The organism is Pseudoalteromonas sp. 120-MNA-CIBAN-0494 (assembly GCF_040308885.1).
Taxonomy (GTDB): Bacteria; Pseudomonadota; Gammaproteobacteria; order Enterobacterales; family Alteromonadaceae; genus Pseudoalteromonas; species Pseudoalteromonas nigrifaciens.
Map to the genome: position 1 here is coordinate 24,668 of NZ_JBEOOE010000032.1, position 12,596 is coordinate 37,263.

9 protein-coding genes and 2 tRNA genes are annotated in these 12,596 nt (G+C 37.8%); 5 read left to right on the plus strand and 6 right to left on the minus strand.

Annotated elements, in window-relative coordinates; all coding sequences use genetic code 11:
• Positions 1–40 precede the first annotated feature (40 nt).
• Complete coding sequence (locus AAEY55_RS15240; protein ID WP_011327249.1) at positions 41–637, minus strand: DUF2726 domain-containing protein; 597 nt, start codon at positions 635–637, stop codon at positions 41–43.
• Positions 638–752: 115 nt separating this feature from the next.
• The gene (gene folE2 / locus AAEY55_RS15245; protein ID WP_086993242.1) at positions 753–1,673 is read right to left on the minus strand and encodes a GTP cyclohydrolase FolE2; all 921 of its coding nucleotides are present in this window, start codon (positions 1,671–1,673) and stop codon (positions 753–755) included.
• A gap of 213 nt (positions 1,674–1,886) precedes the next feature.
• Here folE2 and arcB point away from each other — a divergent pair, with 213 nt between their 5' ends.
• Entirely contained in the window at positions 1,887–4,205 is a 2,319-nt protein-coding gene (arcB, locus tag AAEY55_RS15250; RefSeq protein WP_350551996.1) for an aerobic respiration two-component sensor histidine kinase ArcB, read from the plus strand.
• 4 nt (positions 4,206–4,209) lie between these two features.
• Here arcB and arcA read toward each other — a convergent pair whose 3' ends face one another.
• From arcA to trmB, 3 genes are all read right to left on the minus strand, one after another.
• On the minus strand, positions 4,210–4,926 hold the full coding sequence (gene arcA / locus AAEY55_RS15255; RefSeq protein WP_011327252.1) for a two-component system response regulator ArcA: 717 nt from the start codon (positions 4,924–4,926) through the stop codon (positions 4,210–4,212).
• Positions 4,927–5,686: 760 nt separating this feature from the next.
• A complete protein-coding gene (locus tag AAEY55_RS15260) occupies positions 5,687–6,712 on the minus strand; it encodes a methyltransferase (protein WP_179807626.1) in 1,026 nt (341 codons plus the stop codon).
• 89 nt (positions 6,713–6,801) lie between these two features.
• Positions 6,802–7,527, minus strand: a complete 726-nt coding sequence (gene trmB, locus AAEY55_RS15265; protein ID WP_350551999.1) for a tRNA (guanosine(46)-N7)-methyltransferase TrmB — start codon at positions 7,525–7,527, stop codon at positions 6,802–6,804.
• A gap of 174 nt (positions 7,528–7,701) precedes the next feature.
• Between trmB and mutY the strand changes: the two genes are divergently transcribed.
• Both mutY and AAEY55_RS15275 read left to right on the plus strand, forming a co-directional pair.
• Complete coding sequence (gene mutY, locus AAEY55_RS15270) at positions 7,702–8,763, plus strand: A/G-specific adenine glycosylase (RefSeq protein ID WP_350552002.1); 1,062 nt, start codon at positions 7,702–7,704, stop codon at positions 8,761–8,763.
• 34 nt (positions 8,764–8,797) lie between these two features.
• Positions 8,798–9,070, plus strand: coding sequence for an oxidative damage protection protein (locus AAEY55_RS15275; RefSeq protein WP_011327256.1), 273 nt, complete (start codon positions 8,798–8,800; stop codon positions 9,068–9,070).
• Between the two features lie 55 nt (positions 9,071–9,125).
• Here AAEY55_RS15275 and AAEY55_RS15280 read toward each other — a convergent pair whose 3' ends face one another.
• Positions 9,126–11,900, minus strand: coding sequence for an ATP-binding protein (locus AAEY55_RS15280; RefSeq protein ID WP_350544471.1), 2,775 nt, complete (start codon positions 11,898–11,900; stop codon positions 9,126–9,128).
• 337 nt (positions 11,901–12,237) lie between these two features.
• Here AAEY55_RS15280 and AAEY55_RS15285 point away from each other — a divergent pair.
• Both AAEY55_RS15285 and AAEY55_RS15290 read left to right on the plus strand, forming a co-directional pair.
• Positions 12,238–12,313, plus strand: a tRNA-Phe gene (locus AAEY55_RS15285).
• Between the two features lie 72 nt (positions 12,314–12,385).
• Positions 12,386–12,461 (plus strand) — tRNA-Thr (locus AAEY55_RS15290).
• The last annotated feature ends 135 nt before the right edge of the window (positions 12,462–12,596 follow it).

Here is a 12,596-nt window from a genome sequence, read left to right on the forward strand (position 1 = left end):
AGCAGTTTTACTTTGCTCGCTTTTTATTATGTTATTTACGTTAAATTTCGGCTAGTGCTGTAGAGTGCGCTTTAGCTTGAGAGGGTGATAGCACCGCTGGTTTTTGAACTCGGGTACGAATAGGGCGAGCTGTTTGCGTAGCCGCAGGTTTGCCGAGTTTAAACATAATAGCGTCGCGTACTTCACTTGGGCGATAGCCTGATTTTACTTTCATACGAATATGCGGGATGCCAGCGGCCTCTAATGCGCCATTAACAAACCAGTCGCGTTGTGCTTTATGGCCATCTTTATTGGCATTGTTTACTAAGTCTACGGCTGCCACTATGGTCATTTTTTCTTTATCGACTAGCACAAAATCAAGCTGTTTATTTTTAGCTTTAGCCATTGCTGCACGCTTAGACTTTGCCGATAAACCTTGTTTGCAATCAATCACGTCGATTAGTTTTACACGACTAACAATTTTATACTGATCGCCCACTGCGCGTTCTAATAAATTTAAAAAAGCACTTTCTACTTGAGTAAATACATTTTGCTTGCGGGTAAAAGGATAAGGGTTTCCGCCATCATCGTTAAACTTTGACGCAACAACAGAAGCCCCAACAACTAATACTAAAATTGATAATAAAGCGAATTCCATACGGTAACTCCATAACAACAAATTGACACTGCTTAAGTAAAGCAATTAACGTGCCTAAATTAGTTAGTTAAGTAGTATGTTCCCGTATGGATATTGAACACTGCAAAATAAGAACTTAAGCTCTATAACCGCCAGCAACGCCTTTAACTGCAATAGCGAGTGCGTCGTGCGCATGCAGCGATTCGTAATGATTTATTTGTAACCAGTAATCACTGTATTGCTGTGTTTCTAGTAGCGCTTTAATTTTACGAGCAGCATCTTCACAAAACATTAAATTTTGACCATTTAGGCGGGCAAACTCTTGTTCATCTTCACGTTTCACTGCCGCTTGTACTGGCGTTTTTAATTCATCTTCAATCGTGTTAATTAAATTAACTACGTCAAATTGAGTAATATTACTGTCGAGCTTTACTTTTACATTAGCAATTGAGCGCTGCGAGTGTGGGGTGGCTACAATACCTTGCGTAGTACCTAGCCATTCTAGTGCTTCTTTTTGACTGAGGGTTTCTTGACTGAATTTTTCGGCAAATGCATTTTGTATCAGCTGACGCGCAAGTGCCGCTGAACATGGGCAAGTTGATGAATAGGTTACATCAACACTTAGCTCGTAATTAATAACACCTTGTTCAATTGTGCTGGTTAATATAACGGGGTAACTTTTCCAGCCAGCCTTGCCGCTTAATAACGATTTACGGCGCAGTGGTAATTCAAACTTAAATTCTATAAGTGCTTTATCACTTAAGCCTTCGTGGCTACTAATAAAAAAATCGAGCGCTTGAGCTAATGTTTGAGGATTAACTTGCTGCTCAGTAGAGAGCGTGTCGAGCGCTAAAAATAAGCGCGACATATGAATGCCTTTTGCATCTTCTTTGTGTAAGTTTACAAAAGCGCGGGCTTTAGCATTAACAGTAACTGGCGTTATGCCATGCGACTCAAAAATAAATGGCAGTTCAATTTCACCCATTCCCACCCAGTCTAATGTACCAGTTTGTAAGGCGGGAGCCGTGTTAGCTATATCGGGCATATTAGTTTGCATGGTGTGTTACTCGTTATTAGCAATAATAAAGCGCCGCATTTTACACTAAATAATTTATTGCTGGAATGATGAGTTGTAGCCAGCTAATGATTCAAACAATAAATATTAGAGTTTTTATCGCACAACATGAAAATAGCTGATAGAAAATGCTAAAATTAACCATAACATGCAATTTAAACCTTTTTGTAATTAAGCTAAGAGACACACTGATATATGACCGATTCCTCTTTGAGCCCTTGGGCTCGAGTTCTTTCTAGTTTAATAACTCGGTTTGGTGAGTTTAAAACTGCAGCCATTTGCTATGCTTTGTTATTGGCAGTTTCGCTTGTTTTATCAAGTATGTTTTATTATGTTGCCGTTGGAGAAGTTAATCTTGTTGATATATTAGCAGTGGTATTTTTTACCTCTGTGGTATCGCCTCTGGTTATAAGCGTGCTAATAAATTCAATCAGGCAACTAGATGCCTCCTATGCATATTTAGACAGTGCGACAAAACAAGAAAAGCTACTCAATCAAACATTAAAAGATAATATAAATCGCTTAAATGTAGAAATTGATGAGCGTAAAATGGCGTTTCATGCCAAGCACCGGGCAATAGAAGAGCTAAGAAAAGAAATTGCTGAGCGTAAAAAGACACAACAAGAGCTTGCCCAGCAAAGTATGCTACAGCGCTCAATAGTAGACTCCTCCCCCGATTTATTTTATTACCGCGACAACAACGGTGTGTTTGCTGGCTGTAATAAAATGTTTGAAGAAGTAATGGGTAAAACCAGTGACGAATTAATCGGTAAGAGTGCTGAACAAATATTTCCTAATCAATTTTTATCTGAAGTTTTAAAAACCGATAAACAGGTAGAGCAAACTCATCAAGCATTAACTATAGATGTTCAATACGATGTGGGCGGCGAAACGCGTTGGTTTGAATTACGTAAATTGCCATTTATTAACGATAAAGGTGAGTACATAGGTTTACTTGCATTTGGCCGTGATATTACGAGTCGTAAAGAGGCTGCAGAAGCACTTGAAACAGCCTACAAAGATAAAGGTAAATTTATTGCCACTTTGAGCCATGAGTTGCGTACACCACTTAATGGCATTGTTGGTTTAACACGTATGTTGCTTGATACAGAGCTTAATAAACAGCAGCGTAGTTGGTGTAATACGGTGTTTTCGAGTGCCGAAACACTAGGTAATATATTTAACGACATTATAGATTTAGACAAAATAGACAGAGAGCAGTTAGATATTGCAACTAATGCTATAAACGTATCTGACTTTATTAATGATGTGGTTAACTTTGCAGGCCTAATTGCTGAACAAAAAGATCTTTCTTTTGATATTAAACGCTTAGGCATGCTAGATATTTATGCGCAACTAGATCCAACCCGACTTCGCCAAGTTGTTTGGAACTTAATAAATAATGCGGTTAAATTTACTCATAAGGGCAGTGTAACCCTTACCTGTATTCGTGAAAATCGAGATGATGGCCCTTGGCTTACCATGAAAATATCAGACACCGGAGAAGGCATACCAGCCGAACAGCTCTCTCGTATTTTTGATATGTATTATAAAGCGCCAGATCTTAAAGGCACCAATGCTATTGGTTCTGGCATTGGCTTAGCAGTAACCAAAGCCTTAGTTGATGCAATGCAGGGGATTATTTCGGTTAATAGTACCGAAGGCGAGGGGAGCTGCTTTATAGTAGAAATACCGCTAATTTTATGTAGCGCACCCACTGAGAATAGTTATGTAGGACGCAGCTTAAATATACTGTTAGTAGAAGATGTGCCGTTAAATGCCGAAATTGCGACTAACTTACTTGAACAGCGTGGTCATGAAGTTATTTGGGCTGAGACCGGCGAAGATGCATTGTCTTTTGTAGAAACTGAAGACGATTTAGATTTGATCTTACTTGATATGCAGTTACCCGATATAAACGGTGATGAAGTAGCAAGGCAAATAAGAGCCGATAGCCATTTTGATAAACTACCTATTGTAGCGCTTACCGCAAATGTGCGCAGTGCAGAGCAAGAGCTAGAGGGGATTTCAATCCAAGGAGCGCTCGCTAAGCCTATCAATACGGTAAAACTAGATAAAATATTGGCTGATTTATTTGGTATAAAACAAACAAGAAGTAATGAGCCACAATTAAAAGTAAGTGCAGCAGCGCTTGCTGACATTAATGCACATTTACTTGATGTTGAAACTATAGAAGACTTTGTAAACTCAATGGGTTTGGTGGTGTTTAAACGCAGTAGTCAGTTATTTGAAAAACTCAATCCCCAATATCAGCAAGAGTTACTTACCTCGTTAAACTCAGGCGACAGAGAAGAATATAAATCAGTTGCACATAAGCTTAAAGGTGCTGCGGGATCTGTAGGCTTAAATGATGTGCAATTGCATGCAAAAGTAATGGAGTATGGTGCGCTGGATGAATCTGACGAGGTGTTAAAGCAGTGGTTAGATATTTTAGCAGACAAAATAAATGAAGGACAGCATGCCCTTCATTTATTCTTACAGCAATTAGAGTAACTAATTAGCTGTCGATTTTACCAATGAAGCGATAACCTTCACCATGAATGGTGCTGATCAACTCAGTTGTTGAGTTGTCGCTTTCAAAGTGCTTACGAATACGACGAATTGTAACATCAACTGTTCTATCGTTTGCACGTAGCTCACGGCCAGTCATGTGTTTAATTAATTGCTCACGGCTAAAAATACGACCTGGAGAGTCAAGCATTAAACGCAGTGCTCTGTATTCGCCTTTAGGTAGACGTTTTGCGTCTCCACCTGGAGAAGTAAGACAGCGACTGTTTTCGTCAAGTTCCCAACCGTTAAACGTAATTACACCATTTGTTTCAAGTGCAGACTCTTCACCACCTAGGGCAGTACGAGTAATTAAATTACGCGCACGAATAGTTAATTCGCGAGGATTAAACGGTTTAGTAATATAGTCATCAGCACCAATTTCTAGGCCTAAAATACGATCTACATCATTGTCACGGCCTGTTAAGAAAATAAGACCGACTTTGCGTTTTTGGCGTAACTCACGTGCTAAAATTAGCCCGTTTTTACCCGGTAGATTGATATCCATAACTACAAGATTGACGTCGTCATTATTTGTAAGCTTATCATGCATGTCATCGCCATCAATGGCTTCAATAACTTTGTAACCTTCAGCTTCAAATAAACTAACGAGGTTTAGTCTAGTTACGTCTTCATCCTCTACTATCAGAATGACTGGCGTTTGCATTTTTAATTAACCTTTTGGTGTGTTTTATTTATAAAAAAAACCGGTATAGTTTTATAAACCGATTACTAAAAGAGTATAGGATTATATCTAATTGTTAACAAGTAAAAACAATTAGAGAAAAACAGCAGGATCCGCACAGCCTACTTAAAAGGTATAGAGTAAAGCTACTGTTTAATTGATCTTCAAAATTGGATGCATATTTTGAATTATTAAAGTCAAAGCCATTTCCCTTTAGTAATTGATACATCCATCAATCAGGTAAAGATACTTAAAATAATCAGACTAATTCAAAACGAAATTATATCACTTTCCAACCTTTCATCAATCTATGTGATATCTTAAAAGCATTAAAGTTCAGAAAATATTTAACTTTAAGCAGTTAATTCACTAAATAATATAGTTGAATAACGAATGCTCTATTAATGAGGTCATAAAGTTAAAATTCAAGAGCATGCTTATAATTAATCAGTACGTTGTTTAAGCTGTGGTGTTGTTGGTGAGTGTCGTTTTTACTTTGACTATAAAAGCTGTTTTACGCTCAGAGTTTACTTGGATATTACTTAACAGGTTTGCCAGCAGATAGACGGCTTGAAATAGTTCTCGTACCTTATCCTTATTTATTTGTTATAAAAAGGTCAAATACTTGATTTTACTACTCCCCTCAATATTTTGACTATTATTGCTAAGCGGTAAAAATTCAGGAGGGTAATTAATTTTATAAATAAGTTTGAGCACGTGAGGTGCTCAAACATGAGCATTATTAACTGCTGTAAACGGCAAACTTATTATTTTTAAACACGGTGTGATAGTTATCAAATTGTGCTTCTAAAATTGGCGGGTATTTTAAAAAGCTATTAGCAACAATATTCAACTTACCTGCTTTAGTTAGGTGCTGTTTAGCATTGGCTAAAAAGGTTTCAGCCACTGTGTAGTCGGTTGCAATACCGGTATGAAAAGGTGGGTTACTAATAATAAGATCGAACTTACCTGTAATGTTAGTAAGTCCATCACTTAAGAGGGCTTCGCCTTTAATGTTATTAAGCTTAAGGGTTTGCGTTGTTGCATAGATTGCCAAAGCGCTCACATCACTACAAACAAAGCTCAATGCCGGATTTTGCAGCCCTAAATAAGTTGCAATTAAGCCAGCGCCACAACCAAAATCGAGCACAGTACCTTGCTTAATAAACGGAGCGTTTTCAAGCAATATTTTAGTGCCAACATCTAAATTACCGTGATTAAATACCCCAGGAATACTGATAGCGGTAAATTCGCTATCGGCCACACTGACCGTAAATGGCTTATGATAATCGCTAATATTAAACTGACTAAGTTGTTTAAGCTCTGCAAATGAATATAAAACACAGTGCTTTGCTGAGTCTATTTTATTACTAAAATTAGCTTTATCAGTAAGCTGTTTTTCTATTGATTTAACACCACTCTTATTTTCGCCAACCACCAGTAACTCAGCATCTGCTGTAATTACTGCGCGTATATTATCAAGCGCCATAAGAACTTCAGGTTTTGATTTTGGATAGTAAAGAATCACTAAATCAAAGTCGTTACCGCTAATACAGTGGTTTACACATACATCAACGCCGGGTGTGTTTTTGGCAAATTCGCCATTAGCATGATTGTAGCTAAAGGCGGTTATTTTACTCTCAGGGTTGCGCTTTTTAAGCTCGGCTAAAAAGCCATCTTGAACAAAGTTGACCACCAATATAGATTTCCCAACTAACTTTTCGCTATTGCGAAGTAACAGTAGGCTTGGATTGGTTAATACGCTCATAAATGGCTTTACCTTACAGATTATATAATTTACAGAGTTATGTACTTAACCTAAATGTTGGTTAAGGTATTTATTATCCGAAATACAGATTACTTAGTGCGTTCAAACATTAAGTCCCACACACCATGACCTAAACGATGGCCGCGTTGCTCAAACTTGGTTAACGGGCGTAAATCAGGGCGTGGTACGTAGTCGTTTGTTGCTGACTGGTTTTTAAAGCCAGGCGCAACTTGCATTACTTCAAGCATATGCTCAGCATAATTTTCCCAGTCGGTAGCCATATGAAAAACACCGCCCATTTTTAACTGTGAACGTAATTTTTCAACAAACTCGCCTTGTACAATACGGCGTTTATGGTGACGCTTTTTATGCCAAGGATCAGGGAAAAACAATTGTAAGGTTGTTAAACTTTCATCTGCTATACAATCGGCTAAAACTTCAACCGCATCGTGTTCAAAAATACGCAGATTAGTAATACCCGCTTCATCAGCATCCATTAAACAAGCACCAACGCCTGGGCGGTGTACTTCTATGCCAATAAAGTTTAAATGCGGGGCATTTTTTGCCATTTCAACCAGTGATTTGCCCATACCAAAACCAATTTCTAGCACTACATCATTGTTATTGCCAAAAACTTCGCTTAAATCAAGCATGCCATTTTTATGCTCTAAGCCCATTATTGGCCAGCATTTTTCGATAGCGGCAGCTTGGCCTTTGGTTAAACGACCTTCGCGCTTTACAAAACTACGAATAGTGCGGATATACTTACCTTCTTGCTTTGCTTGCTCAAGATTAGTGTTACTTGATTCACTCATATTATTGGCCTGACAAAAATAACTGGTTTAAAAAATGGTTGCGTATTATCCCTGACCAAGCCATGGATAACAAGCTCTAGCTGATTTTACTAGGTGTATAGAGGCGCTATAGCTTGATCTTTTCACTAACTGCAATAAACTGAGCCGCCATTGAGCATACGTAAAAAGTAAACTATTTTGGATTTAAATAAACAGCAGTCTGATTGGTTTTCTAACCAAGTGGTTGATTGGTATCATCTTCATGGTAGAAAAACGCTGCCGTGGCAGTTAACAAAAACACCCTATAAAGTATGGGTGTCTGAAGTGATGTTACAACAAACTCAAGTAGTGACCGTTATCCCTTATTTTGAAAGGTTTATGCAAAGCTTTCCCGATATTATTGCTTTAGCTAACGCCGATGAAGATCAGGTGCTGCATCACTGGACTGGTTTAGGGTATTACGCAAGGGCACGTAACTTACATAAAACAGCTAAAATAGTTCGTGACAAGTATCAGGGGCAGTTTCCTACAACGCTTGAAGAGGTTATTGATTTACCCGGAATAGGGCGCTCTACAGCCGGTGCAGTGTTATCACTTTCACTTGGGCAGCATCACCCCATACTCGATGGTAATGTTAAGCGAGTATTAGCCCGTTTTTTTATGGTTGAAGGCTGGTATGGTGTTAAAAAAGTCGAAAGCCAACTTTGGCATTTGAGCGAGCAGCTAACGCCTAAAAATAACGTAACCGAGTTTAATCAAGCTATGATGGATTTAGGCTCGAGCTTATGTTCGCGTAGTCGTTTTGACTGCCCTGCATGTCCGTTAAGTAGCCGCTGTGGTGCATTTAAAACGCAGCAGGTAAAAACATTCCCACACTCAAAACCTAAAAAAGCAGTGCCGAAAAAAAGCTGCCATCAGTTAATTATTAAACATGATGATAAAGTGCTCATGGAAAAACGGCCTAACTCAGGAATATGGGGCGGGTTGTTTGGCTTTTTTGAGTTTTATGAATTGAGCGAACTAGAGGTGTTTATAGCGCAGCAAGGGCTAACAGCTGACTTAGTGGCGCTTGAACCCTTTACCCATATATTTTCGCACTTTGAACTTACTATTAATCCACATGTGCTAAATGTAGTACAAATTCCAGATGTAATTAACGACCGACAATTAGTTTGGTACCCACTAGATCAGTCAATTGAGGTGGGTTTAGCAGCACCAACTAAAAAGTTGGTTAAACAAATTGCACCAATAGGTTAGACTTGTTTATAACTATCGCTAAAGAGAATTAATTATGGCACGTACAGTATTTTGTCAAAAGTTACAAAAAGAAGCTGAAGGGCTTGGATTTCAATTATATCCTGGCGAAATAGGCGAAAAAATCTTTAACAATATCTCTAAAGAGGCTTGGGCGCAGTGGCAGCACAAGCAAACAATGCTGATTAACGAAAAGCATTTAAATATGATGGACCCAGAGCATCGTAGCTTTTTAGAGCAGCAAATGGTTGGTTTTTTGTTTGAAAACAAAGAAGTAGAAATTGAAGGCTACAAACCACCAGAAAAGTAATTGTTATGTGGAATAAAAAAAGGGCTAAATAGCCCTTTTTTTATACCTAAATTAATTAACTCGGTTGTTCTTGCTGCTCGGCACTTTTAATTTGCTCTTTTAAAAATTGAGCAGCTTTAGAATATTCAATTTCTAATTGATCTCTTAAATCAATTAACTTATCGCTGTTTAGTTCATCTGTTTTACATTGCTCTTCAAACACGACGGCCAGTTCAGCGACGCGATGCGCCCCAATGGTTTTAGATATAGACTTTAATTGATGACACCCCTCAAGAATCTCATTAACGTTGCTTTGCATAACACCAAAGTTAATCGACTTTATTAGCTCTTGGCTCTGCTCTAAATACATTTTAAAGAAACGTATTTTCTTCGCGTCATCGCCATTAATGTATTTAGCTACTGAATCCATATCTATTGGCATTGCTGGCTTTTGATGTGGTATGTCTATGCTCTTGTGATTACTTTTTTCATTCCAGCGTATTAGTGTACTTTCTAAAACGTTAAGCTCAACAGGCTTAGTAATAAAGTCGTTAATACCAACAGCTAAACAGCGTTCTTTTTCACCTTTTAAAGAGTTGGCTGTCACGGCAATTATATAAGGCTGTGAAATAACCGAACCTAGCATTTCGGCCTCATTGCGGATTTTTTCGACCATATCGTAGCCCGACATTATCGGCATATGTAAATCGGTTAAAATGAGCGAATAGTTACCTTTTCGCCACATATTAATCCCTTCCTCACCGTTATTAGCTACTTCAACACCGTAACCTAAGATGTGCAGTTGATCAGTTATAACTTGCTGATTCAAAAGGTTGTCTTCAACTAGTAAAATAAGCTTGTTAGCGGCTAAAGCTTGCTCTGTAGTTAAATAGTTGTCGTATGCTATGGTTTTTTTAATGTGCTTAGGCTGATGTAAACCTGCAGCTACAAGTATTGATAGCATAAAGTTAGACTTACATAATGGCGTTGCGTTAATATAAAAAATATTTTTATGATTAATAGCTGCATCATCTAGCTTGCTTAAAACGACAACCTGCTGATTATTATCCTCTAAAGAGTAAAGTAAACGCCTTAAAAATGCATTTATGCTGTCCATATCATCAATGCCATCAACAACCCAAATGATATCTTTAGCGTCGTGCAGAGACTCAATTTCTTGCTCGTTGTGCACATAAGTTATTTTGGCGCCCATAAATGATAAATAACGATAGATTACTTTTTCACGGTCAACATTATTACTCACTACAACAATATGCCTGCCATCTAAACTATTTTTATGTGCGAACTTAATTTTACCCGAAGTACTAAATGGCAGCTCCACGATGAATTCACTGCCTATGCCAATATTACTATTAACCGATATAGTACCCAGCATTAACTCGGTTAAACTTTTACAAATTGACAAGCCAAGGCCGGTTCCACCGTATTCTCTGGTTATTGAGCTTTCCGCTTGAATAAACGGATTAAATATTTCTCTTAATTGCGCTTGGCTCATGCCTTTACCATTATCGGTTACACAAAAACGTAAAGTGAAGTGTTCTGCTGTGTTGTGAGCCACCTCTACAGAGATATTAACTTGCCCCTTATGCGATTCACTCGTACTGGTAAACTTAATCGCATTGCTGCATAGGTTATATAGTATCTGGCGTACTCGAGTGTTATCACCAATAAGATTAATAGGGATATCAGGAGCAATTGATAAGTTTAAATCTAGATCGCGGTGTTTAGCTATAGAAGAAAGCACGCGCACCACTTCTTCAATCGTATCGGTTACAGAAAACGGGATAGGGTCAATATTTAGTTTGCCTGCTTCAATTTTAGAAAAATCTAAAATGTCGTCCAAAATACTCAGTAAAGAAAAAGCCGATTCACGAATAATGGTACTAAGACGATATTGTGAACCGTCTAAATTTGTTTGGCGCAGTAAATCTATAGTCCCTATAACGCCATTCATAGGGGTTCTAATTTCATGACTCATAGTTGCTAAAAAGGTGGTTTTAGCTTCACTTGCTTTTTGCGCATTTAAAGTTTCTTTTTCAAGTGCAAGGGTTCGAGTTTGCACTTCAATTTCAAGATTGTTTTGCAGTTTTTGTAATTCTTTTCGAGTTTTTTCATTCTCAGATAAAGCTGCTTGTACTTTTTTCAATAAAAAATTAATATTTAGTGCAATCACATTTAAGCCATTACCTAACTGTTCATTTACAGTGCTGTTAAAATTACTGCTATCAGTTACAGCCTGTAATTCTTCGCTAAGCAAGCCCGTACTCTTACGTAAACGGTTATTAATATATTGGTTTAATAGCAATGCTAATACAAATAATGTAATAACCGCTATACAAGCCATAAAATAGGCGCTCAATAATGACGTTTGTTTAGTTAAAGTGGGAGGGGATTTTTTTTGTTTTAAAATAAGCTCGCCAATAGGTTGATCGTTAAGCGTTAAAACTTTATGTAAAATACCTTGATCAACTAAATGCTCGTTAAGTTTAATAGCAGCAATTGCAGGTTTGTTAGTACTATATACCAGCTCCGTTTGTGATGTAGCGCTAAAGCGATATAGCGTGTATTCAAAGTTGTCACTAAATACAGAGGTAAGCTCAAGCAGCTCTTGTACTTTACCTTGTCCGTATATAGTTAAAGCGTCGATTAGAGGAGCTTCTAGCTTGTTAGCCAGTGAAGTGATGTCAATAAGCGGTGTACTTTTTTTAGTATCCATCTCACTTTGAGAATAAAGTGAGATGGCAATTATAAACAGTGTGGTTATAATTATATTACTTAATAAAAAAAGAGGTAACAAACCTTTTATCACTGAAGAGAACTTACTCTGCATGGATTTTTCCTAATTGGTATATTAATAACACGGTAAGCCTTTACCGTACTTTGGGATAAACAAAACAAGTAAAAATAACTCGCCGCAACTTTAGCATAGTTTAGATTAAAATTATGGTGCTACTTTTCACTTGTTTGTAGTATAAATGAGCAGTGTTAATTAAAAAAGACCCGAGTTGCATAAAAACCGTGCAAACAGTTATAAAGAATGAAAAAAAAGTTGACTTGTAACAGCAAAACTCGTTTAATACGCCGCACGCCCAGATAGCTCAGTCGGTAGAGCTCAGTGGGAATTGTATTGAAAATCCTTTTGAAGGGTTTTATTAAAACCGAGTATTGCCCAGATAGCTCAGTCGGTAGAGCAGAGGATTGAAAATCCTCGTGTCCGTGGTTCGATTCCGCGTCTGGGCACCATTATTAAATAATAGTGTTTGAAATCAAAGATATTAAACAGTATTATGCGTGCCTTAGCACACAGTTTTGTGTGCCGACTTAGCTCAGCTGGTAGAGCAACTGACTTGTAATCAGTAGGTCAACCGTTCGACTCGGTTAGTCGGCACCATTTATAATGTAATTTGAATAAGGGAAGCTGTAATCAGTAGTCTGTTCAAGTTACCCGCCGACTCGGTTAGTCGGCACCATTTATAATGTAATTTGAAAAGAAAGCTGTAATCAGTAGTCTGTTCAAGTTACCCGT